The sequence below is a fragment of the Microcoleus sp. genome (assembly GCF_049646505.1).
Lineage (GTDB): Bacteria > Cyanobacteriota > Cyanobacteriia > Cyanobacteriales > Microcoleaceae > Microcoleus.
The window spans coordinates 18,652-39,103 of the sequence record NZ_JBARVX010000255.1 but is presented as its reverse complement, the minus strand read 5'-3'; the positions used below and the strand labels follow the sequence as shown (position 1 = coordinate 39,103).

Annotated in this window: 27 protein-coding genes and 1 pseudogene; 18 read left to right on the top strand and 10 right to left on the bottom strand. The window is 44.4% G+C overall.

Features of this window, described 5'->3' with window-relative positions; translation table 11 throughout:
- Nucleotides 1–415: 415 nt before the first annotated feature.
- Complete coding sequence (locus WBA89_RS13820; RefSeq protein WP_424407270.1) at nucleotides 416–745, bottom strand: HesB/IscA family protein; 330 nt, start codon at nucleotides 743–745, stop codon at nucleotides 416–418.
- Between WBA89_RS13820 and WBA89_RS13815 the strand changes: the two genes are divergently transcribed.
- On the top strand, nucleotides 715–897 hold the full coding sequence (locus WBA89_RS13815) for a hypothetical protein (protein ID WP_424407276.1): 183 nt from the start codon (nucleotides 715–717) through the stop codon (nucleotides 895–897). The two genes, WBA89_RS13820 and WBA89_RS13815, sit on opposite strands and share 31 nt — an antisense overlap.
- A gap of 12 nt (nucleotides 898–909) precedes the next feature.
- Here the strand turns inward: WBA89_RS13815 and WBA89_RS13810 are convergent, their stop codons facing one another.
- The 6 genes from WBA89_RS13810 to WBA89_RS13785 all read right to left on the bottom strand — a co-directional run bounded on the left by WBA89_RS13810 (nucleotide 910) and on the right by WBA89_RS13785 (nucleotide 3,478).
- Entirely contained in the window at nucleotides 910–1,329 is a 420-nt protein-coding gene (locus tag WBA89_RS13810; protein ID WP_194061321.1) for a phosphomannose isomerase type II C-terminal cupin domain, read from the bottom strand.
- A gap of 469 nt (nucleotides 1,330–1,798) precedes the next feature.
- Nucleotides 1,799–2,140 (bottom strand): DUF5615 family PIN-like protein, encoded by a 342-nt coding sequence (locus WBA89_RS13805; RefSeq protein WP_424407268.1) that lies wholly within the window; start codon nucleotides 2,138–2,140, stop codon nucleotides 1,799–1,801.
- 3 nt (nucleotides 2,141–2,143) lie between these two features.
- On the bottom strand, nucleotides 2,144–2,470 hold the full coding sequence (locus tag WBA89_RS13800; protein ID WP_424407266.1) for a DUF433 domain-containing protein: 327 nt from the start codon (nucleotides 2,468–2,470) through the stop codon (nucleotides 2,144–2,146).
- 94 nt (nucleotides 2,471–2,564) lie between these two features.
- Nucleotides 2,565–2,906: a DUF5615 family PIN-like protein gene (locus WBA89_RS13795; protein ID WP_424407264.1), complete on the bottom strand. Its 342-nt coding sequence runs from the start codon at nucleotides 2,904–2,906 to the stop codon at nucleotides 2,565–2,567.
- 3 nt (nucleotides 2,907–2,909) lie between these two features.
- Entirely contained in the window at nucleotides 2,910–3,236 is a 327-nt protein-coding gene (locus WBA89_RS13790; protein WP_424407262.1) for a DUF433 domain-containing protein, read from the bottom strand.
- 68 nt (nucleotides 3,237–3,304) lie between these two features.
- Nucleotides 3,305–3,478, bottom strand: a complete 174-nt coding sequence (locus tag WBA89_RS13785) for a DUF433 domain-containing protein (protein WP_424407260.1) — start codon at nucleotides 3,476–3,478, stop codon at nucleotides 3,305–3,307.
- Between the two features lie 27 nt (nucleotides 3,479–3,505).
- Here WBA89_RS13785 and WBA89_RS13780 point away from each other — a divergent pair, with 27 nt between their 5' ends.
- The 4 genes from WBA89_RS13780 (at nucleotide 3,506) to WBA89_RS13765 (ending at nucleotide 5,903) form a co-directional block, all read left to right on the top strand.
- A complete protein-coding gene (locus WBA89_RS13780; protein WP_424407258.1) occupies nucleotides 3,506–4,144 on the top strand; it encodes a hypothetical protein in 639 nt (212 codons plus the stop codon).
- Nucleotides 4,141–5,055 carry a hypothetical protein gene (locus WBA89_RS13775; protein WP_424407256.1) on the top strand — a complete coding sequence of 305 codons (915 nt, stop codon included), beginning with the start codon at nucleotides 4,141–4,143 and terminating at the stop codon, nucleotides 5,053–5,055. The genes WBA89_RS13780 and WBA89_RS13775 overlap by 4 nt, the downstream gene beginning before the upstream one ends.
- Before the next feature lie 134 nt (nucleotides 5,056–5,189).
- Nucleotides 5,190–5,531 carry a DUF433 domain-containing protein gene (locus WBA89_RS13770; protein WP_424407254.1) on the top strand — a complete coding sequence of 114 codons (342 nt, stop codon included), beginning with the start codon at nucleotides 5,190–5,192 and terminating at the stop codon, nucleotides 5,529–5,531.
- A gap of 9 nt (nucleotides 5,532–5,540) precedes the next feature.
- Entirely contained in the window at nucleotides 5,541–5,903 is a 363-nt protein-coding gene (locus WBA89_RS13765) for a tetratricopeptide repeat protein (protein WP_424407252.1), read from the top strand.
- 54 nt (nucleotides 5,904–5,957) lie between these two features.
- Here WBA89_RS13765 and WBA89_RS13760 read toward each other — a convergent pair whose 3' ends face one another.
- Both WBA89_RS13760 and WBA89_RS13755 read right to left on the bottom strand, forming a co-directional pair.
- Nucleotides 5,958–6,278, bottom strand: a complete 321-nt coding sequence (locus WBA89_RS13760; protein ID WP_424407250.1) for a DUF5615 family PIN-like protein — start codon at nucleotides 6,276–6,278, stop codon at nucleotides 5,958–5,960.
- A 3-nt stretch (nucleotides 6,279–6,281) separates the two neighbouring features.
- The gene (locus tag WBA89_RS13755) at nucleotides 6,282–6,500 is read right to left on the bottom strand and encodes a DUF433 domain-containing protein (protein ID WP_194012279.1); all 219 of its coding nucleotides are present in this window, start codon (nucleotides 6,498–6,500) and stop codon (nucleotides 6,282–6,284) included.
- A gap of 198 nt (nucleotides 6,501–6,698) precedes the next feature.
- Here WBA89_RS13755 and gltB point away from each other — a divergent pair, with 198 nt between their 5' ends.
- The 13 genes and pseudogenes from gltB to WBA89_RS13690 all read left to right on the top strand — a co-directional run bounded on the left by gltB (nucleotide 6,699) and on the right by WBA89_RS13690 (nucleotide 19,274).
- A complete protein-coding gene (gene gltB, locus WBA89_RS13750) occupies nucleotides 6,699–11,285 on the top strand; it encodes a glutamate synthase large subunit (RefSeq protein WP_424407247.1) in 4,587 nt (1,528 codons plus the stop codon).
- A gap of 324 nt (nucleotides 11,286–11,609) precedes the next feature.
- The gene (locus WBA89_RS13745; protein ID WP_424407245.1) at nucleotides 11,610–11,933 is read left to right on the top strand and encodes a DUF433 domain-containing protein; all 324 of its coding nucleotides are present in this window, start codon (nucleotides 11,610–11,612) and stop codon (nucleotides 11,931–11,933) included.
- Nucleotides 11,930–12,280, top strand: coding sequence for a DUF5615 family PIN-like protein (locus WBA89_RS13740; RefSeq protein ID WP_424407243.1), 351 nt, complete (start codon nucleotides 11,930–11,932; stop codon nucleotides 12,278–12,280). The genes WBA89_RS13745 and WBA89_RS13740 overlap by 4 nt, the downstream gene beginning before the upstream one ends.
- 118 nt (nucleotides 12,281–12,398) lie before the next feature.
- Nucleotides 12,399–12,758 carry a hypothetical protein gene (locus WBA89_RS13735; RefSeq protein WP_424407241.1) on the top strand — a complete coding sequence of 120 codons (360 nt, stop codon included), beginning with the start codon at nucleotides 12,399–12,401 and terminating at the stop codon, nucleotides 12,756–12,758.
- Between the two features lie 236 nt (nucleotides 12,759–12,994).
- Nucleotides 12,995–13,243 (top strand): DUF4926 domain-containing protein, encoded by a 249-nt coding sequence (locus tag WBA89_RS13730; protein WP_424407239.1) that lies wholly within the window; start codon nucleotides 12,995–12,997, stop codon nucleotides 13,241–13,243.
- Nucleotides 13,244–13,296: 53 nt separating this feature from the next.
- On the top strand, nucleotides 13,297–13,707 hold the full coding sequence (locus WBA89_RS13725; protein ID WP_194067516.1) for a hypothetical protein: 411 nt from the start codon (nucleotides 13,297–13,299) through the stop codon (nucleotides 13,705–13,707).
- Nucleotides 13,707–14,189, top strand: coding sequence for a type II toxin-antitoxin system HicB family antitoxin (locus WBA89_RS13720; RefSeq protein WP_424407237.1), 483 nt, complete (start codon nucleotides 13,707–13,709; stop codon nucleotides 14,187–14,189). The genes WBA89_RS13725 and WBA89_RS13720 overlap by 1 nt, the downstream gene beginning before the upstream one ends.
- Before the next feature lie 36 nt (nucleotides 14,190–14,225).
- Nucleotides 14,226–14,393 (top strand): hypothetical protein, encoded by a 168-nt coding sequence (locus tag WBA89_RS13715; RefSeq protein WP_424407235.1) that lies wholly within the window; start codon nucleotides 14,226–14,228, stop codon nucleotides 14,391–14,393.
- Between the two features lie 25 nt (nucleotides 14,394–14,418).
- Nucleotides 14,419–17,097, top strand: a complete 2,679-nt coding sequence (locus WBA89_RS13710) for a filamentous hemagglutinin N-terminal domain-containing protein (protein ID WP_424407233.1) — start codon at nucleotides 14,419–14,421, stop codon at nucleotides 17,095–17,097.
- A 248-nt stretch (nucleotides 17,098–17,345) separates the two neighbouring features.
- Entirely contained in the window at nucleotides 17,346–17,591 is a 246-nt protein-coding gene (locus WBA89_RS13705; RefSeq protein WP_424407231.1) for an AbrB/MazE/SpoVT family DNA-binding domain-containing protein, read from the top strand.
- Between the two features lie 68 nt (nucleotides 17,592–17,659).
- On the top strand, nucleotides 17,660–17,866 hold the full coding sequence (locus WBA89_RS13700; protein WP_424407274.1) for a type II toxin-antitoxin system PemK/MazF family toxin: 207 nt from the start codon (nucleotides 17,660–17,662) through the stop codon (nucleotides 17,864–17,866).
- 298 nt (nucleotides 17,867–18,164) lie between these two features.
- Nucleotides 18,165–18,437: pseudogene (locus WBA89_RS13695) on the top strand (DUF4926 domain-containing protein); the annotation flags it as partial.
- A gap of 186 nt (nucleotides 18,438–18,623) precedes the next feature.
- Nucleotides 18,624–19,274 (top strand): Uma2 family endonuclease, encoded by a 651-nt coding sequence (locus WBA89_RS13690; RefSeq protein WP_424407229.1) that lies wholly within the window; start codon nucleotides 18,624–18,626, stop codon nucleotides 19,272–19,274.
- Between the two features lie 114 nt (nucleotides 19,275–19,388).
- On the opposite strand, the gene WBA89_RS13685 is transcribed toward WBA89_RS13690, so the two are convergent.
- Entirely contained in the window at nucleotides 19,389–20,333 is a 945-nt protein-coding gene (locus tag WBA89_RS13685; protein WP_424407272.1) for a glutathione S-transferase family protein, read from the bottom strand.
- Nucleotides 20,334–20,452: the final 119 nt, after the last annotated feature.

Here is a 20,452-nt window from a genome sequence, read left to right as displayed (position 1 = left end):
AGCCTCCTGCGAAAATGGAGGCAGAGCCTCGCCTATCTGCGTTACCAGGCAGAGCCTGGTAACGAGTAGAATGAGTAAATCAGTTAGGATTGCTATATACAGGTTGGGGTTGGGCGGAGTGAAACGCAGGGTTCATTCTTCAACCCAACCTACGTATATAAATTTGTGTTAATACAGGCGGAACGTTTGTCATTTTTCATTATAAATACTTGTATTAAAATCTCAAATTATGCTTGAGTTTCTGCTTCAGTAACAATTGGCGGCCGCCGTTGAGAAAACAGTTCAAAAATTGGCAATTACCAACCGGGAAACAGTTCGGAAAAAGTCTAAACATCGGCATTTTTCAATACAATTGCTTTACTTTGTTGGCGATAAACTGTAACAGTTTCTAAGTCTTTGAGTGTCATCCTACTGATTATTCTTTTGCAGAAAAGGAGTTGCCGCAGCTACAGCTTTGGGCGGCATTGGGATTGTGGAACCGGAAACCTCCGCCCATCAAGTCTTCTGAATAATCCAAGGTGAGCTCGTTGAGATATTTTAAGTGCTGGGGGTCGATCGCAACTCGAACGCCTTCAGACTCGCATACAGCATCTTCCGGGCCTGGTGCAGCGTCAAATGCCATTGTATAAGACAAACCAGAACAGCCGAACGACTCCACGCCCAGACGAAATAAAGCATTGGGGTTGGAATGCTTTGACTTGAGGCGCTTTACTTCTGTGGCTGCTGTTTGAGTCAGATGAATCATTAATTTTATTGGGTTATTGGTTATTTGTTATTGGTTATTTGTTATTGGTTACTGGTTACTGGTTACTGGTTACTGGTTACTGGTTACTGATTGGTGCGAATAACAAACAACAAATAACAAACAACAAACAACAAATAACAAATAACAAATAACCAGTTAATCAGTTACTTGGCTTTTTCCGTGCGGGCGTAATCGTCTTGAAAGCGGATAATATCATCTTCTCCGAGATATTCGCCGTTTTGTACTTCAATTAAAATCAGGGGAATAACTCCTGGATTTTCCAAGCGGTGAGAAATGCACTGGGGAACGTAGGTAGATTGATTTGTAAACAAAACTTGTTCTGTTTCACCGCAAGTAACTTTTGCCGTACCGCAAACCACGATCCAGTGTTCGCTGCGGTGGTGGTGCATTTGCAGGCTGAGGCGGTGTCCGGGCTTAACTTCGATGCGCTTAATTTTATATCCAGGGCCTTCTTCTAGGGTGGTAAACGAGCCCCAAGGGCGCAATTCTGTAGCGGCTATTCCGTTGGATGCTGCTGATGCGTGCAGAGTAGATATTTGAGAAATTTCTTGAGTTTGAACCATGATTTTCACTCCTTGAGGATTGCTTGCTGAATCCTTTGGTAAACGACGTTGGGTTTTGAGGGCAGCTAATTTGTGGTTAAAATCGCAGCCCACCCGCGCGGACGAGTTAGCGAACTGTACAGTTTTACCGAGAAATCTTGTCAGCCCGATCGACCTGCCTTAACAACCATAGCAAAAGTACCCTAGCTGCTGTCACCCGGTATTCGATCGAATTTACCAATCTACATCAACTCTTCACAGAACTTATACCAATTTCATAAAGTAGCGCTAGATATTACCCCCCCAACCCCCCCTTATTAAGGGGGGGCTTCGGACTTCATCCATAGCACATCTTTATAAAAATGGTATTACTTACGCATTTCAACGTAATTGTGATTAGTCACGCAGTCAAGGCTACGTACATAATCTCACAATTGCTGTGGATTTAACAAGGGCGATCGCGCCCAGGCCCCGCAAGCTACGGCTTTTTTTACATCGAAGGACGGTTAACTCGAATCAATTTACCGTTCAAAGTATCCAGGGTATAAATAGCATCATCAATTCGCGTCGCCTGTCTTTCCCAGTTGTTATCTTGAGTACAAATAATAATACCAGCATGGTCGGGTTGCGATCGATGCAGTCGAATAAAATCCCCTCGATTCAGAGTCAAAACTGCTCGCTCATTACTCGCTGCAAAAGCCAATACATCCTCATCAGGAATTCCTAATCCTGCGTTTCCGGCTTCTTGAACTGTTAAAACATCGTGACCTAAAGGTCGCAGAAACTCAACTACTGGCAACGGATACTGTTCGTCTGCATAAATTCGTGCCATGTTTTAGGCTTCCTCATTTTCTTTAATTGCTAGTTCAATTTCGTCTGGGTAAGCATCAGCATAAGCCCAAGCATTGACTAAATCTGCAGCAGTCAAATGGGGATAGCACTTAAAAAGTTCAGCATCGCTGCATCCGAGACGGCGATAACCCACAAGTACCCAAACTGGTATGCGAGTATTGCCAACACAGGCATCGCCGCCACACACGCCGGGAGTCTTTTTAATCCCTATAGCACCAGTGCTTAAGGTTTGAAGTAAAATTTCTATAGCCGCTGCTTTATCGGCTGAATTTAAGGAGGCTAGATCGATTTTTAATTCGGTGAGTGTCATAGTTTATTCCTATTCGTTGGGGAATATATGTTTAATATTTTAGCTTAAATCTAGATTTGGCGATGGCATTGGACTCGGCAAGGTACGGTTTTTTTTACCTCGGCGGTCGAATTACTCGAATCAATTTACCTCTGAGATTTTCGACTGTAGAAATAGCTTCATTAATGAGTGTAGCTTGTCTCTCTGTATTCAAATCTTCTTTGCAAATAATGATACCATTGTGGTCAGGTTGCAAACGATGCAGGTGTCTAAAATCATCCCAATTGCGCGTCAAAACGGCTCGGTTGTGGCTAATAGCAAAAGCTAATACATCTTCATCAGGAATCCCCAGTCCACCATTTCCAGCTTCCTGCACTGTCAAAACATCGTGACCAAAAGTTCGCAGTAATTCCACGATTACCAGTGGAAAATTTTCATCTGCATAAAGACGCATCATTTGTTAATCTTCCTCATTTCTAGCGATCGCAGCTTCAATTTCCTCTGGGTGTGCCTCAGCATAAGCCCAAGCATTCGCCAAATCCGCTGCACTCAAATGAGGAAAGTCTTGCAAAATTCGCACATCATTTGCACCCAGAAGGCGATAATTTACCATCGACCAAACAGGTATGCGAGTCTTAGCAATTCTAGCATCGCCGCCACACACGCCCGGAGTTTTTTCGATTCCTTGCCAAGTATTGCTTAGACTTTGGACTAATAGCTGTATTGCCTGAGTTTTTTCACTGGGAGTTAAGGCAAGTAGTTGTTTTTCTAATTCTTTCAGTAGCATTATTTACAATCTCAATCATTTTTTCTAATTGTTTGTTCAATTTCGTCTGGGTAAGCATCAGCATAAGCCTACGCATTTATCAAGTCAGTGGCGGTGCGATCGGGAAATGATTCTAGGATTATAGCATCGGAAGCACCCAAACGGGGATAACCGACAAGTACCCAAACTGGTATGCGAGTATTGCCGATACAAGCATCGCCTCCACATAGCCCAGGAGTCTTGGACTTGTGATATAATCTCATATATGTAGTCAACTATTCCAAATAGTTATGAGTTTAACAGCCAAAATACAAGGGACTAAAAAAATATTAGATGCTCAAGATTACAACAAGGAAGAACACAAAAGTTTAGTATTAGACAAGTTTACAGATACCCCTTGTATTCATGTTTCAGGCTATGATAGAAAAACCCAGTATGGCTATACGACAAATGTAAGATCGCACTTTCGTTCAACTTATACGGGAGAATTTCCTCTAGATATCGAATTTTCTGATGAGTATTTTAAAAAAGGCGAAAAATACTCACCAGGGGAATCAGAAGAACACCGAGAAGGCAAACGATGGATAGCTGAAAAGGTAGAAGAATTATCGAAAGGTTTTTTATCCAAAGAAATTCTGGAGTTTGAAAAGTTACTTAAACTGGAAAACGGCAAATATAGAATCTGCGATGTAGCTTTTAATTTTCCTTGCGGAGAACTTTTTGTTTTTGAGTGTCAATTATCTGCAATTACTCCAGAAACGTTAGAGTCACGGTCTGAAGATTACCGCAGTTTAGGTGTTACTTTTGACTGGTTGTTCGGAAAAAGTGCTCATACAAATGATAATATTAGTTGGTACTATAACTATTTTGGTAAATATCCCTACATTTTAAATTTTGAAAGAACCATACAAGACTCGGAAACTACATGAAAATTTCCTTAAACACTCATTTCTTAAATTTAGGTAATTTAGAAATACAAGCTACTCGTGACGAGACAACATTAAATGTAGTTAAGGAATCACTTTGGATTGAAAAACCTCTTGATCGCTGCATTCCATTTTTAGAACACTCTATTGTATATAAATCTAATTTTTTAGAATTTAGTTCTTTACTTTTTGACGAGCTTGTTTTTTTAAGGACTCTTTATAAACAAGAAAAGATTCAGGGTGTAATTAAGTTTCTAGAGAGATTACACAAAAAATATTATTATAATTTTTGTAATGAGGATAAAAAAAAGAATGGCGTGTACGAACCATCAGTAGTTAACTTATGTTTTTATTGTACTGTTTATCAATTAATACAAAATCAATGGGTTAAAAGTTGGGATTTTTATGAGCTAGATAAAAAGCAAACTAAAGCTGTGTTATCACTTTCGTCTGTCGAAACATTAGAAAAGTATTGCATGAAGCTGATTTGCGAATTAACATCCAATTATCATGAAGTCAAAAGAATTGATTTAAAGTTAAGTCTAACACATACAGGTAACGTGACTTATTTTGAAGACTTGAAACCTTTAGATAGTGATGTATTTTATATTGATACCCAAAAATTAGTTTTAAATTTATTTCAAGTATGGGGGAGTTTAAGTTATCAACAAATATTGAGAGGACTTAAAATCTCTGATAAACCGCAAGCTGTTTGTAGTGAGATTCAAACCTTAGAAAAAACCGGAATAATCAAGAGGACTGCTGGGTTAAAAATTAAGGATGGTCATTGGGAATTAGGAGAACTTAGTAACATAGACAATCTCCCTATGTACAAGAAAGAACAGGTGCAAATGTTAGACCAAAACAGAATCATAGCAACTAAGCTTAGAGCTAGGGAGCTTACCTTAAGGTAGATTTATATACACCCATCTTCACTGGCTATTTGAACCAAACCCTTAGCTTGCGGGGCGGGACACCATCGCCCGTCTCCACCCAACAGCGAAAAATGTGATATAATGTCAATTAAAAATATAAATAATCAACAATTATGCAATTAGAAGATTACTTTGAATTTTCAACACCAGAAGATATCCGCATCAAAGGAACCCGCGTCGGTATCGAACACATTCTCTACGAATACATCCACCGAGGCCAAACTCCAGAAGCCATAGCTCAAAAATTTAGGACAGTGACGATGGCTCAAGTTTATGCTACGATTTTGTACTATCTGGAAAATCCCAAAACAGTAGGTAAATATGTAGGATATTGGTTAGAATATTGCCTCAAAGCTGAAGCTGAATACGATCGCAATCCATCACCTTTTGTCTTGAAAATGCGTCAGCTAAAAGAGCAAAATCAGAAATCTCAAAAACTAGATATAAATTATTAGTTATCCTTAATGTCTGAATTAGAAAAAGGTATAGGCGCTTTTAACACCCAAGATTATACCCAAGCCTTTACCTTGCTCAAACCACTAGCAGAGCAAGGAAATGCCGAATCCCAGTGCATAATTGCCAGTATGTACCATTTAGGATTAGGTCGAGAAAAGATGATATTAGAAGCAATTAAATGGTACATCAAATCCGCCGAGCAGGGCTATGCTGTTGCCTCAAACAACTTAGCAGGAATTTATCTGTGCGGTGCTGATGGTGTAGCAGCCGATCGCACATCAGCAGAAAAATGGTTTCAAACAGCCAGAAAACAAGGATTTGCACATACACCTATTTCCAGCGAATACTTGAACCAAGCTAGTATTGCATAAAGCGATCGCATATTTAGTGGTTGGCAAAAATTGCAGAGAATGTAGTGCTTAAAGCTATGCACTTACAATCATAACTTGTTCTCTGGTTGCCATTGCTAAAATGGCTAAAACTTTGGGAGCTAAAGGCTTCAAATCTGCCAAGCGATTGGATGGTGCTTGCAGAACAATGACCGCAATATCGAACTGTGGCAAATTTTGTTGAAATGACAAGTTGCGATCGACTGTGATGAAAATATCAAACTCTGCTTCTGCAAGGGCAAGAAGTTGACCATTTTTTACACCCGCCCATCCCATTTGTGGAACTGTTTTTATCTCGCAGTCAACAAATTCTCTGGCAAATTTGCGATCGATACACTCATCCAAAAGAAGCTTCATTCGTTATGCCACCATGCCAACAAGCTGTTTTTCTGCTTCTTCCAGCAACGCGATGACTTGCTCTTTAGTTACAGTGGGAAATCCATCTAAAAAATCATCAATTGATTCTCCAGCTTTCAGATAGTCCATAAATGTTTGGATCGGAACTCTAGTACAAGCAAAGACTGGAGTGCCACCCATAATCTCAGGAGACGCGCTAATAATTAGAGATTTTTTCAGCATAAATATTGAGCCTGGAGTTCCTAACACTTAACTCATCGGTTATAAATATTTTTGCACGATCGATCGCACCAGCAATAATTTTTTCCTGCATCTACCCAATACAGTAAATCTATATATAATACATCATACTAGATCGATCGCCATCCCACGCTCTGCTCTAGATCGCAATTTTTTGATCACTTTGAGAGACTTATCCAAATGAATAGCAACGGACTGCCAGCAAAACAAGGCCTTTACGATCCGCAGTTCGAGCACGACGCTTGCGGAGTCGGGTTCATCGTACACATGAAAGGAAACAAATCCCACGAAATCGTCGAACAGGGACTAACAATCCTGCTGAATCTCGACCACCGGGGGGCCTGCGGCTGCGAACCCAACACCGGAGACGGGGCGGGAATTTTGATGCAAGTGCCGCACAAATTCATGAAAAAAGTAACAGCGGCCCTCAACATCCAACTTCCAGAAGCCGGCGAGTACGGAGTTGGCGCGATTTACTCATCGCCAAATCAGACGGAACGCGAAAACGGCAAACGCATATTTGAGGAAATCGCGGCAGAAGAAGGCCAAGAAGTGCTCGGCTGGCGCGAAGTTCCCACAGACAACTCGTCCCTCGGCGACACCGCCAAATCTAGCGAACCCTTCATGCAGCAAGTGTTCCTCCGGCGCGCCGCAGGTATCGACGAGGCTGCCTTCGAGCGAAAACTGTACGTCATCCGCAAACGCGCTCACAACGCCATCCGCAGGACGGAAGTAGACCCATACTGGTATAATTCCACACTCTCCTGCCGGACGATCGTCTATAAAGGAATGTTAATGCCCGTGCAAGTCGGCGATTACTATCCCGACCTCCACGACCCCGACATGGAAAGCGCTCTAGCCCTAGTTCACTCGCGCTTCAGCACCAATACTTTTCCGAGTTGGGAACGATCGCACCCTTACCGCTACATCGCCCACAACGGCGAAATCAACACCATGCGCGGCAACATCAACTGGATGCACGCGCGGCAATCCTTGTTCGAGTCGGAGTTGTTCGGAGACGATTTAAAGAAAATCCCGAATTTAATCAACATCGAAGGTAGCGACTCGACAATCTTTGACAACGCTTTGGAATTGCTATATTTGGCCGGGCGTTCTTTACCCCACGCCGTAATGATGATGATTCCCGAACCTTGGACGGCCCACGAGTCCATGAGTGACGAGAAAAAAGCTTTCTACGAATACCATTCCTGCTTGATGGAACCTTGGGACGGCCCGGCTTCGATCGCATTTACCGATGGTACATCGATCGGCGCAGTGCTCGATCGCAACGGTTTGCGCCCTTCCCGCTACTGCGTCACCAAAGACGACTTAGTAATTATGGCATCCGAAGCCGGAGTTTTGCCGATCGCCCCAGAAAGAATCCTATCAAAAGGCCGCCTGCAACCGGGGCGGCTGTTCCTAGTAAATACTGAGGAAGGCCGCATCGTTTCTGACGAAGAAATTAAGACCAAAATCGCCACAGAACACCCGTACCGCCAGTGGATTGACCAGCACATGGTCGAGATTGCCAAACTCCCAGATGCGCCAGCAGTCGCAGAATCCGACCCCGAAACATTGATCCAGCGCCAAATGGCCTTTGGCTACACCTTTGAAGAACTGCGGTTGCTGTTAGCGCCAATGGCAACAAACGGCGTGGAAGCTATCGGTGCAATGGGTGCAGATACGCCGCTGGCTGTTTTGTCGAACCGACCAAAGCTGCTTTACGAATACTTCCAGCAACTGTTTGCTCAAGTTACCAATCCGCCGATCGATTCTATCCGCGAAGAAATTGTCACTTCTGCCGAAACTACGATCGGCGCTGAACGCAATTTGCTCAAACCAGAACCGGAAAGCTGCCATTTGATTGAACTGAAAACGCCAATTCTCAGCAATGAAGAATTAGCTAAACTCAAACACGTAAAAACGGGCAATTTCCGCTCTACTACACTGCCAATTTTGTTCGACCCAAAAACAGGAGTAAAAGGTCTAGAACAAGCCTTAGAAGATGTATTTGCAGCCGCAGATAGCGCGATCGTCTCTGGGGTGAACATCATCATTTTGAGCGATCGGGGTATCAGTCCCGACCAAGCCCCAATTCCGGCGCTGCTGGCGGTTGCGGGCCTCCACCACCACTTGATCCGCCAAGGAACGCGCACGCGGGCGGGACTCGTTCTCGAATCCGGCGAACCGCGAGAAGTGCACCACTTTGCAACTTTAATCGGCTACGGTTGCGGTGCGATCAATCCGTATTTGGCCTTTGAGACGATCGCCGATTCGATCCAACAAGGTTTGCTGCTAAATGTCGATTACAAAACAGCTTGCAAAAACTACATCAAAGCCGCCACCAAAGGCGTGACCAAAGTTGCCTCAAAAATCGGGATTTCCACAATTCAAAGTTATCGCGGCGCGCAGATTTTTGAAGCAATTGGCTTGAACAAATCCGTAGTCGATAAATACTTTGCTTGGACAGCTTCCCGGATTGAAGGTGTAGACTTGGAAGTCATCGCCCAAGAAGCAATTTTGCGCCACACCCACGCCTTCCCCGAACGCCCCAGCAGCGGACATACTCTCGATGTCGGCGGCGAATATCAGTGGCGGAAAGAAGGCGAGGCGCATTTGTTTAGCCCGCAGACAATTCACGCGCTACAACAAGCAGTTCGCGAAGGAAGTTACCCGCTTTTCCAAAAGTATTCAACCCTGGTAAACGAACAAAACCAGCAGCATTTTACCTTGCGCGGTTTGTTGCAATTCAAGCAGCGGGAATCAATCCCGATTGAGGAAGTCGAACCCGTGGAATCTATTCTCAAACGCTTCAAAACTGGGGCGATGAGTTACGGTTCGATTTCCCAAGAAGCCCACGAATCTTTGGCTGTAGCGATGAACCGCATTGGTGGTAAATCGAACACTGGTGAAGGTGGCGAAGATCCGGAAAGATATACTTGGACAAACGATCGCGGCGACTCGAAAAACAGCGCGATCAAACAAGTTGCTTCCGGGCGTTTCGGCGTTACCAGCTTGTATCTTTCCCAAGCCAAGGAACTGCAAATCAAGATGGCGCAGGGGGCAAAACCCGGAGAAGGCGGACAGTTGCCTGGTAAAAAAGTATACCCGTGGATTGCCAAGGTACGGAATTCGACTCCTGGTGTGGGTTTGATTTCGCCTCCTCCTCACCACGACATTTATTCGATCGAAGATTTGGCCGAATTGATTCACGACTTGAAAAATTCCAACCGGGAAGCGCGGATTAGCGTCAAATTGGTGTCGGAAGTGGGAGTCGGGACGATCGCCGCTGGGGTTGCGAAGGCCCACGCCGATGTGGTGTTGATTTCCGGCTACGACGGCGGTACCGGCGCGTCGCCGCAGACTTCGATCAAACACGCGGGATTACCTTGGGAGTTGGGATTGGCCGAAACTCATCAAACTTTGGTACTCAACAATCTCCGCAGCCGGATTGTTGTCGAAACCGACGGACAAATGAAAACCGGCCGCGATGTAGCAATTGCTGCCTTGCTTGGTGCGGAGGAATTCGGATTTGCTACCGCGCCGCTGGTGACATTGGGCTGCATCATGATGCGCGTATGTCACCTGAACACTTGCCCGGTGGGTGTTGCAACCCAAGATCCGCTGCTGCGGAAAAACTTTACCGGCGATCCGGATCACACGGTAAACTTTATGACTTTCGTCGCCCAGGAAGTCCGGGAAATTATGGCGCAGTTGGGTTTCCGCACGCTGAATGAAATGGTGGGGCGGACTGATGTTTTGGAACCTCAGCAAGCTGTGGCGCATTGGAAAGCCAAGGGTTTGGATTTCTCGAACATTCTGTACCAGCCGGATGTTGGGGCGGATGTCGGGCGCTACTGTCAGATGGCGCAGGATCACGGTTTAGAAAAGTCGATCGATATCAGTGTACTGCTGGATTTGTGCAAAGGTGCGATCGAAAACGGCGAAAAAGTCCGCGCCAAACTGCCGATTACCAACATCAACCGCGTTGTCGGCACAATTCTCGGCAACGAAATCACCAAACGCCACTGGGAAGGTTTACCCGATGACACGGTACACCTGCACTTCCAAGGTAGCGCGGGACAAAGCTTTGGCGCATTCGTACCCAAGGGAGTCACTCTGGAGCTCGAAGGCGAAGCTAACGACTATTTGGGCAAGGGGCTCAGCGGCGGCAAAATCATCTTGTATCCGTCGCCGGCTTCTACCTTTGTCGCAGAGGAAAATGTGATTGTCGGCAACGTGGTGCTTTACGGAGCCACCGCTGGTGATGTTTTCATCCGGGGGATGGCGGGCGAACGTTTTGGGGTGCGTAACTCCGGCGTGAATGCAGTAGTTGAGGGTGTGGGCGATCACGGTTGCGAGTACATGACTGGCGGCAAAGTTGTAGTTTTGGGTGAAACCGGGCGCAATTTTGCAGCGGGTATGAGTGGCGGTGTTGCTTACATTTTGGATGAGGCGGGGGATTTTGCTACTCGCTGCAATATGTCGATGGTGGATTTGGAGAAACTGGAGGATGTTGAGGAAATTAGCGATTTGCGGCTGATGCTTCAAACTCATGTTGATTTGACTGGAAGTGCGAAAGCATCGAAGGTTTTGGCAAATTGGGATGCGATGCTGCCGGTGTTTGTGAAGGTGATGCCGCGCGATTACAAGCGGGTGTTGCAGGCTATTGAAAGGGCGATCGCATCGGGTTTGAGCGGTGATGATGCGCTGACGGCTGCGTTTGAAGAAAATGCTCGCGATGTGGCCCGGATTGGGGGTAGTTAGGGTTCTGCGATAGAATTCTACTGATGTAGCAAGGGTTTCTCTTGTTTGTAGCGAAGTCTAGATCCCCCCTAACCCCCCTTAATAAGGGGGGGACAAGAAATATTCTCAAAGTCCACCTTAATAAGGGGGGGACAAGAGCATTCTCTCAAAGTCCACCTTCTTAAGGGGGAGACAAGAGCATTCTCTCAAAGTCCCCCTTCTTAAGGGGGATTTAGGGGGATCTAGACTTTGCCAAAAAGCGACATTTATTGTGGGTTTAAGTCTTAAGTTGTCACCAACGATCAGAGCCTGGAAACGAGTAATGAGCATGAAAGTAGGTAAACTATGAGTGCAGCAATATTAACAGCAAAACAGTACGTTGAAGAACAAGATGGTTGCTACCGCATCCTTGGGAAGCGCGTTTCTTTAGATTCAATTGTCTATGCTTTCCTGGCGGGACAATCCCCTGAAAGTATCGTTCAATCATTCCCTGTGCTAACACTAGAAGAAGTTTATGGTGGGATTTCTTTTTATCTTGCTAACCGCACAGCTATTGATGCTTATTTATTCGAGGGAGAACAACTATTTGAAACCTTGAGAGAGCAAGCAAGGGGAAGTAACTCCTTACTTTATCAAAAACTCTACACCGATCGCACCAGCCACTTATGAAAATTCGCTTTCAAGCAGATGCAGATTTGAACCAAGCGATTGTAATGGGTATTGTGAGACGCGAACCAACTCTTGATTTTCAAACATCAAACCTATCAAATTTAACTGGTTTGACTGATTTGGAAGTCTTAAATTTTGTAGCCCAAGACGGTAGAGTTCTCGTTTCTCACGACAAAAGAACTATGCCAAGATACTTTGCTGAATTTGCAGCGACTCAAACCAGTTCGGGAGTGATTATTGTGTTACAAAGTTTCCCAATAGGCGAAGCAATCAACCATCTAATCAGGATCTGGCAAACATCTGAAGCAGAAGACTGGGTTAATCGTATTGCATATTTACCTTTATAAGGTCTGTTATGGAGCAATTGATAAATTTCAGGTACAATCGATCGACTGGCAAAGAGTCAAAAACTTGTAGTGAGAGCGCATGGCAGTCCTGTAACGCGAAAGGTGAGATATCATTTATATGAACATCAACTTTAAAAAACATCCCTGGCTTATTGGGCTAGCTATTAGTCTACCTTTTTTCCTAATAGGTACAGTATCTGTTGCAACGGCACAGATGAGTAAGTTGATATGTCAACGAGCGGAGTCTGAACAAGGAATATGCGAGCTAACAAGAGTGGACTGGCTGGGCAAGATTTCCACAAAAACATGGCAAACCAATGAAATACAAAAAATCGAATTTATTGACGATGGTCAGCAAATTCGTCTACTAACTCAAAAAGGTGAAATTATTCTTATGCCTTTTTACGAATCTGTTGGCAGAAGGTCAAATAAATGGCGTAAGCAATCGATAGTAAAGCGAATAAAGCGTTTTTCTTAAATAATCGAGAGGCAGAACAAAATCTAATGATTGAAGAAGATAGAAGAGGCATACGCTATATAGATGGTATTTTTTATATATTGATAGGACTAACTTGCGTAATAGGAGGTCTAGACTACTCAATAAATATGAAAAAGCGTATCAAATAATAACTGTAGTGAACTTTCCTGTGACGGCGAAACTGAAATTATACCGGGAAAACGCGATTGATGCGACGAGCGTACTTAGAGTAAAATATGAATTATCAACTTTATTCAAATGTCATTTTGCTGTGCAACTTTCCAGAAGAAGGACTTGATGCCGACGATATCGGTACAGTTGTGGAACAGCATCACGTTGAAGAACTAGAAACAGGTTATAGCGTTGAATTTTTCGATCTGTTGGGAAATACTGTAGCAGTTGTGACGCTACCTGGAAGTTATTTGCGATCGCCCACAAGTGCAGACCGACCTACAGTTAGACTGGTTAATAGTTTGGCTGCGTAAGTAGAGGCAATTGTGGAATGGATAAATTAACAAATTAAAGCCACTCGAATAAAATGACAAAAAAAGGTGCAATAAGTGGCAGACCCTTCAATCCATCAAAAGCGGGCGGAAAAATTCTCAACTTATCTTATCAAAATGTTAAAATTACTGATAAAGGCGTTTCCTTAGTTGAAGCTCATGTTCGCAGATTTAATCCAGTTGGTGAAGCTGAGCTAAAAATGGTAGAAAGGTTAAGAAGTATCGCTACTCAAGCCCTTGTTGCTGAGCCTGTTGATTTACGCTTCTATACTCACGAGTTGCGCGAGTATCTGAGGTATAAAAAACTAGGCTATCCAACGGGACAGCCAACAAACCCCGACGATGCTTATGAACTTTGGAACAATGCTCATACAGCTACTCTTGAAGATTATAAATTAAAAGAAGGATTCGGTATTTTATTTCATCCAAGCGTAGAGGACTTTTAATGAAAAACCTAACTCAATTAACCCAGCTAGAATTAGTGCTGCTGGAATTAGTAGCTAAAGGTCAAGGAAAGTGGAGTTGGTACGAACTCGCCAATGCACTTTCTCGTCGAGATGTACCGCGAGAACCTGACATGATGGTTGTCTTAAAAAAACTGGCTGCTGATGGCTTTGTTCAACGATATGTAGAAACAAATTCGCCTCGCGACAGATGGGAATTAACCCCTGTCGGGTCTATTGTGTTCGCAGATGCAAAAGCAGGTAGTCAAAGCAGAATTATACGTTATGCCGTTGCGATCCAAAAATCAGAAAGCAATTATTCTGCTTATGTTCCCGATTTACCCGGATGCGTAGCAATAGGTGCAACTATCGAGGAAGTAGAACAGCAAATTAAAGAGGCAATAGTTTTTTATTTAGAAGAGTTGCGTCAATCTGGTTCGTCTATTCCTGAAGCTAGAACTTTATGTAAATATGTGGAGGTATAAATCAGTCGATCGCAAACAAGTAGAGGAAATAGTACAATGGATAAACTAACCGACTATCCCAAACTAATCAAACGGATTTTAACCGAGTATGTAGAATTGTGCCGCCATCCTCAAGCAGACATTGATGGGAAAATCAAAAGCCCGATCGCACTTTATGCAGATGTCATCTCGCTCGGCAATCTAAATGCTATAATACAAGATTAATCTAAAAATTAAAATTAGTTAATTAATGAAATCCGAAACTTGCAAACTCTGGCTCGCTACGATATTTTGCAGCCTGACTCCGATCGCCCCGGGCACCGCTGAAATAGTCCCCGATACCACGCTACCAGTCAATACCACGGTAATTGTCAACGACACTAATAGCATTATACAGGGCGGCACGCAAGCCGGTAACAATCTATTTCACAGTTTTCAACAATTTTCACTTCTAGCTGGAGAAACGGCGTTTTTCAACAATTCCACAGATATCCAAAATATTTTGACCCGCGTTACGGGCGGCTCGATTTCTAATATTGACGGCACAATCAAAGCTAACGGTACTGCAAATTTATTTTTGCTGAATCCGAATGGGATTATTTTTGGCCCGAAGGCTTCATTAGATATCGGCGGTTCGTTTGTGGCGACTGCGGCGAATGCCGTGCTGTTTGGAAATGGAAGCCAATTCGGCATTAATGTTTCGGGACAAAATACGCCGCTGCTAATAGTTAATGTTCCTCTGGGATTGCAGTACGGACAATCGCCCGGAAGTATCGTAAATCGATCGACCGCTGGATTGCAAGTGCGATCGGGCAACAGTTTGATACTTGCGGGCGGCGATGTGAGATTGGACGGCGGAAAAATACTCGCTCCGGGCGGCCGAGTCGAACTCGCAGCCGTTGCGGGAGGGGAAACAGTCGGGCTGAACGCCTTCGGTAACAATGTGAGTTTAAATGTGCCGGCGCAGATAGCCAGAACCGATGTATCTCTCACAAACGGCGCTGAGGTGAATGTACGCGCCGGAGGCGGCGGGAGTATTGCTGTCCACGCTCATAACTTGAATATGACAGAAGGAAGTACCTTGCAGGCGGGGGTAAATGCGAAGTTGGGTGCCGATGGCGCCTTGGCGGGAGATATTAATGTTAATACAACAGGGACTATCTCTTTTGATGGAGTCGGTGACGAAGATGTATTCAGCGGTGCCTACAATCTGGTGAAACCCGAAACTATTGGTGAAGGGGGTAATATTAATATCACAGGCGAAGCGCTTTCTTTTACTAATGGAGCGCAAGTAAAAGCCAGTACGTTAGGACAGGGAAATGCCGGTAATGTTAACATTCGCATTCGCAATGCCAGCTCCTTTGATGGTGCGGGTAGTAGTGGCACTCCCAGCGGCGTTTACAGCAGAGCGGAAGCTAACGAAGCAGTTGGTAATGGAGGAAATATTAACATCGCTACTGGTTCCCTTTCAGTCACAAACGGTGCTGTGATTACAGCTAGCACTCAGGGACGTGGCAATGGAGGAAATCTCGATATTTACGTCCGCAACGATACTGTTTTGGATGGATTGGGGCCGTTACAGGAGATTACTTTACCATCTGGTCTGCTTCAATTCCAACAATCCTCCGGGCTGTTCAGCAGCGTCAAAAGAACAGGAATCGGTGAAGGCGGAAATATTCGCCTCACAACTCGATCGCTATCAATTGCCAATGGTGCTGTTATTGTTACCAGAACAGAAGGGCAGGGGCGCGCTGGAAATATCACAGTTAATGCTGCTGATTTCGTGACTGTTGATGGGGTAGGTTCCGATAATTCATCTAGCGCTTTGCTAGCTCCAACAGAACCAGGGGCGCGGGGCAGAGGTGGGGATATTACAGTTAATGCTAATATTTTTCGAGTTTCAAATGGAGCCGTTGTTAACTCTCAAACCCTGAACGAATATGATGGAGGAAATATCACGATTAATGCTAATATTTTTGAGGCTGCGGGTGGCGGACAGGCGATTGCCACAACTAGCAGCAGCGGTCAAGCTGGTAATTTGACAGTCAATGCTGCTGACAAAATTGTTCTCTCTGGCAGCGATCCATCTTTCAGCGATCGAGCCTCACTATTCAATACAAACATCGTCGGTAACAATGAAGGTCCCCCTAGCGGACTATTTGCCAGTACGGGGAAAGATTCCACAGGTGGCGGTGGCAATTTAAATGTTAGAACCGGCCAGTTAATTGTCCGAGATAGCGCCCAAGTTACTGTCAGTGCCGACGGCCAAGGATCTGCTGGAAATTTGAGCATTGCGGCCGACTCAATTCGTTTAGATAGCGGCGCAATTAAAGCCACAACTCAAGCCGGAAATTTCGGCAATATTACCTTGCAAACTGGAAATTTGCAAATGCGCCGCCGCAGTCAAATTACAACTAATGCGTCTGGCACTGCTACTGGCGGTAATATTAATATCGAAGCTGGGACTGTAGCTGCTTTAGAAAATAGCGACATCCGCGCCAATGCAATCCGAGGCCAAGGCGGAAATATTGTAATTAATTCCGAAGGTATTTTTCGCTCTTTTGACAGCGATATCGACGCGAGTTCAGAATTAGGAATTGACGGCAATGTCGAACTCAGAACCCCCGATATTGACCCCGTACAAGGATTGAATCTGCCACAAATCCCCGGAGTTCCGCCCCAGCCAACGCAAGCCTGTCACAATACCGGGCCAAGGGCAAGTCGGTTTGTGATTACCGGGCGGGGCGGTTTGCCGCCGACTCCCAGGGAGAGAGTCAGTGGGGGCGGTGAGAATGATTATGTGGCTGCTGAGTCTCTTGTGGAGGCTCAAGGCTGGATAATTAATGCTAAGGGTGAGGTAGAATTGGTTGCCAATTCGCCGACTGTTGTGCCTTACAGCCCTGGGGCGGTGCCGCCTATTTGTCATTGAGTGCGATCGAAAAGCTTTCAACAAATCGGGACTAAAGTCCTTTATTCAAGCTTTTAGTCAATGAGAACTCTAGCCTTTATTGCGCTCGAAAAGCTTTCAATCAATATTGCCCACAAGTGCAGACATACCTACAGTCATGATATTGCCCGAAGGCGATCGCCCTCAAAATATTTACAACACTAAATTTGGTATGCGATTTATATCTAGCTGTTATAATAGATAAACCTGAGCATTAAAATCGTAAATGTATGACAGCAAAAATACACCTCAGCAACTTGGGTAATTCCTTAGCTTTGCCAATACCGGACTATATTGTAAAATTGTTCAACCTGAAAGCAGATGATTCCGTAATTTGCAGTATAGAAAATGGAAAAATGGTCATAGAACCTGTAAATCAGAAAATCTCCAAATATACCCTTGATGAATTATTGGCAGGCGAAATAGAACCCAGCGAAGAAATCTCTTGGGGAAAACCAGAAGGAGAAGAAGTTTAGTAAACTACATCCCCGAACGAGGTCATTTCATTCGCCTCAATTTCGATCCTCAAGCAGGACACAAACAAATGGGTACTCGACCTGCACTGGTTGTCAGTCAAACTAAATTTAACCGAAAAATGGGGTTTGTTTTTGTCTGTCCGATTAGCACCACACAACGCAAAAATCCGTTTTATGTTTCCATTCCAGAAGGTCAAGCGGTGACAGGTGTAATTATGACAGATCAACTGCGTTATGCAAGATTATCGCGCAAGGCAAGCAAGTTTAATAGGTGAATGTCCAGAAGAGTTAGTTAAGGAAGTATTGAAACGAATTGAACCTATTAGACCTCTTGCAAAAATAATTAGGACGGGCTAGAAGCCCATCCCACAAAAATCTTTTTTTCTTGTGGGACGTTGCTCTGAGCAGCGTCCCAAAATTTGATTAAAAGGACTTTTGCAAGAGGTCTATTTTGTTTGAAAATATGACTGTTGATGAGTAGTTAACAATCAAGAATACGGCAATTGTGTAGTTGGGATTAACAATGAATATTTACAATGAAGTTTCCATCGGAACTATCAACTTTATTCAGATGTCATCTTGCGATGCAACGTTCCCGAAGAAACACTTGATGTCGGCGATATTGGTACAGTTGTTGAACACCATCACCTTGAAGGACTAGAAACAGGTTATAGCGTTGAGTTTTTCGATCTGTTGGGAAACACTGCAAAAGTTGCGATGCTATCTGGAAGTTATTTGCGATCGCCCACAAGTGCAGACATACCTACAGTTAGACTTGTTAATAGTTTGGCTGTGCAAGTAAAGGAAATTGTGAAATGGATAAACTCACCGAGTATCCCAAGCTAATCAAACAGATTTTAACCGAGTATGTAAAATTGCGTAATCGCCGTCCTCAACCGGGCATATAAACATTCTTAATTACCGACAAACAAAACGGTCATTATATGTGGATGAATCTTGGCTGGCGGGAGAACGAATTGCCGGCGCGATCGCTGTTATAATAAAATCACTTCCAAGCAGAAGGTAACGACAATGCAAACCCAAGAAAAAACAGCAATCGCCAATCAACCACCAACCGAAAAACGCTACTACACGCCGGAGGAATATCTCGCATTAGAAGAAAGTGCGATCGACAAAAGTGAATATCATGATGGAGAGATAGTACCAATGCCAGGCGGAACAGCAAACCACAACAAACTCGCTGGGAACTTTTACAAAAAATTCCCCTCCACTGTGAATACTCAAGATTACGAGACATTTATCAACGATCTGCGCCTGTGGATACCCCTAACTCGCCGCTACGTCTATCCCGATATCATGGTGATTCAAGGAGAACCAGTATATCAAGGAAGTAACAAAACAATTGTCACAAATCCTCTGGTAATCGTTGAGGTTTTATCCAATTCCACCAAAGACTACGATCGCGGTGGTAAATTTCTCGCCTATCGCTCAATTCCTGAATTTCGAGAATACATTTTAATAGACCAATATAGCTATCACCTCGAGCAATTTGCTAAAAACTCTGACGGCAAATGGGTATTAACAGAATATGATTCAGTGGAATCTGTATTAACCCTAGAATCTGTAGAGTTTCAAATCCCGCTGAGCGAGATTTACGAACGGATTAAGTTTGAAGTTGAAGACGAAGAAGTCAACGAACCAACAAGTGAAATTGAAGCATAACATCGAGCTAGTCGATAATCCAAGAAACCGGGTTTCTGCGATAATTTTCACATCCTCACGAGATTAAGTGAAGAAACCCGGTTTCTGCGATAATTTTCACATTCTCACAAGATTTTAGGAAGAAACCGGGTTTTTGATACCCGCGCGATCGTGCGATTTGAGCAAACTCCCAGCATCGGGCCCAGTCGGGATAATGCAGCCGGGATTTAACGGAAACAAATTGCCGTAATAATCGCGTTTTACAGCCTCTAAATCGCAAGTACCAGCAACTCTTGGTAACTGATACAAATCGCGCAGATAAGCTCCCAAATGCTCGTAATCTTGAATGCGGCGCACATTGCATTTGAACAAGCTGTAGTAAACTGCATCAAAACGGAATAGAGTAGTAAACAGCCGCACGTCTGCTAATGTCACCCGATCGCCGCAAAGGTAGCGATTCATCAACAGCGATCGATCGATCTCGTCCAAAACACCAAACAATTCGCTGCAAGCAGAGTCATAAGCAGCCTGAGTTTGGGCGAAACCGCAGCGATAAACGCCGTTATTCACCGATTGGTAAATCTTGTCATTCCACTCGTCAATTTGCGATCGCAAATCCACAGGATAAAGATCCATTTCAGGATTGCTAGCAAACTCGTTAAATTCCGAGTTTAGCATCACAATAATTTCCGAACTCTCGTTATTGACGATCGCCTTTTTGGAATCATCCCACAGCACCGGCACCGTACACCGCCCCTGATAGCCCGGTGATGCCAACTGGTAAATTTGCGGCATCGTATTGCAGCCAAAAGTCTCCGATTCCAGCACCCACATTCCCCCTTCCGAAGGATAGACAACCGACACCGATATCGCATCTTCGAGCCCTTTGAGCGCTCTCGTCACCAAAGTGCGGTGCGCCCAAGGGCACCCCGTACCCACAAACAGGCGGTATCGTCCCGTGGCGGGCCCGTAAGGGTTTTCTGGCGCTGTCGAGACAAAATTGCGGAAACTGCTGCTGGGGCGAATGTATGCTCCCGTGCGATCGGGCGGCGCTAGTTTTGACATCATCAACTGCCACATTGATGTCCAGACAAATTTGCCCAGCTTGACTGTTACTGATGGAGGAAGCGATTTGTTTTTCATAATATGATTTTAACAATTGGCAGTTGGTAGTTGACAGTTGGTAGTTGACAGTTGAC

Bases quoted from the DNA above. Each gene is read 5' to 3' on its own strand.
- WBA89_RS13760 (WP_424407250.1), bottom strand. From the start codon at position 6,278: ATGAAGCTTCTTTTGGATGAGTGTATCGATCGCAAATTTGCCAGAGAA.
- WBA89_RS13775 (WP_424407256.1), top strand. From the start codon at position 4,141: ATGAAAATTTCCTTAAACACTCATTTCTTAAATTTAGGTAATTTAGAA.
- WBA89_RS13765 (WP_424407252.1), top strand. From the start codon at position 5,541: ATGTCTGAATTAGAAAAAGGTATAGGCGCTTTTAACACCCAAGATTAT.
- WBA89_RS13700 (WP_424407274.1), top strand. From the start codon at position 17,660: ATGGGTACTCGACCTGCACTGGTTGTCAGTCAAACTAAATTTAACCGA.
- WBA89_RS13795 (WP_424407264.1), bottom strand. From the start codon at position 2,906: ATGATGCGTCTTTATGCAGATGAAAATTTTCCACTGGTAATCGTGGAA.
- WBA89_RS13690 (WP_424407229.1), top strand. From the start codon at position 18,624: ATGCAAACCCAAGAAAAAACAGCAATCGCCAATCAACCACCAACCGAA.
- WBA89_RS13740 (WP_424407243.1), top strand. From the start codon at position 11,930: ATGAAAATTCGCTTTCAAGCAGATGCAGATTTGAACCAAGCGATTGTA.
- WBA89_RS13705 (WP_424407231.1), top strand. From the start codon at position 17,346: ATGACAGCAAAAATACACCTCAGCAACTTGGGTAATTCCTTAGCTTTG.
- WBA89_RS13790 (WP_424407262.1), bottom strand. From the start codon at position 3,236: ATGCTACTGAAAGAATTAGAAAAACAACTACTTGCCTTAACTCCCAGT.
- gltB (WP_424407247.1), top strand. From the start codon at position 6,699: ATGAATAGCAACGGACTGCCAGCAAAACAAGGCCTTTACGATCCGCAG.
- WBA89_RS13780 (WP_424407258.1), top strand. From the start codon at position 3,506: ATGAGTTTAACAGCCAAAATACAAGGGACTAAAAAAATATTAGATGCT.
- WBA89_RS13770 (WP_424407254.1), top strand. From the start codon at position 5,190: ATGCAATTAGAAGATTACTTTGAATTTTCAACACCAGAAGATATCCGC.
- WBA89_RS13785 (WP_424407260.1), bottom strand. From the start codon at position 3,478: ATGAGATTATATCACAAGTCCAAGACTCCTGGGCTATGTGGAGGCGAT.
- WBA89_RS13810 (WP_194061321.1), bottom strand. From the start codon at position 1,329: ATGGTTCAAACTCAAGAAATTTCTCAAATATCTACTCTGCACGCATCA.
- WBA89_RS13805 (WP_424407268.1), bottom strand. From the start codon at position 2,140: ATGGCACGAATTTATGCAGACGAACAGTATCCGTTGCCAGTAGTTGAG.
- WBA89_RS13720 (WP_424407237.1), top strand. From the start codon at position 13,707: ATGAAAAACCTAACTCAATTAACCCAGCTAGAATTAGTGCTGCTGGAA.
- WBA89_RS13715 (WP_424407235.1), top strand. From the start codon at position 14,226: ATGGATAAACTAACCGACTATCCCAAACTAATCAAACGGATTTTAACC.
- WBA89_RS13735 (WP_424407241.1), top strand. From the start codon at position 12,399: ATGAACATCAACTTTAAAAAACATCCCTGGCTTATTGGGCTAGCTATT.
- WBA89_RS13800 (WP_424407266.1), bottom strand. From the start codon at position 2,470: ATGACACTCACCGAATTAAAAATCGATCTAGCCTCCTTAAATTCAGCC.
- WBA89_RS13710 (WP_424407233.1), top strand. From the start codon at position 14,419: ATGAAATCCGAAACTTGCAAACTCTGGCTCGCTACGATATTTTGCAGC.
- WBA89_RS13755 (WP_194012279.1), bottom strand. From the start codon at position 6,500: ATGCTGAAAAAATCTCTAATTATTAGCGCGTCTCCTGAGATTATGGGT.
- WBA89_RS13820 (WP_424407270.1), bottom strand. From the start codon at position 745: ATGATTCATCTGACTCAAACAGCAGCCACAGAAGTAAAGCGCCTCAAG.
- WBA89_RS13730 (WP_424407239.1), top strand. From the start codon at position 12,995: ATGAATTATCAACTTTATTCAAATGTCATTTTGCTGTGCAACTTTCCA.
- WBA89_RS13725 (WP_194067516.1), top strand. From the start codon at position 13,297: ATGACAAAAAAAGGTGCAATAAGTGGCAGACCCTTCAATCCATCAAAA.
- WBA89_RS13745 (WP_424407245.1), top strand. From the start codon at position 11,610: ATGAGTGCAGCAATATTAACAGCAAAACAGTACGTTGAAGAACAAGAT.
- WBA89_RS13685 (WP_424407272.1), bottom strand. From the start codon at position 20,333: ATGTGGCAGTTGATGATGTCAAAACTAGCGCCGCCCGATCGCACGGGA.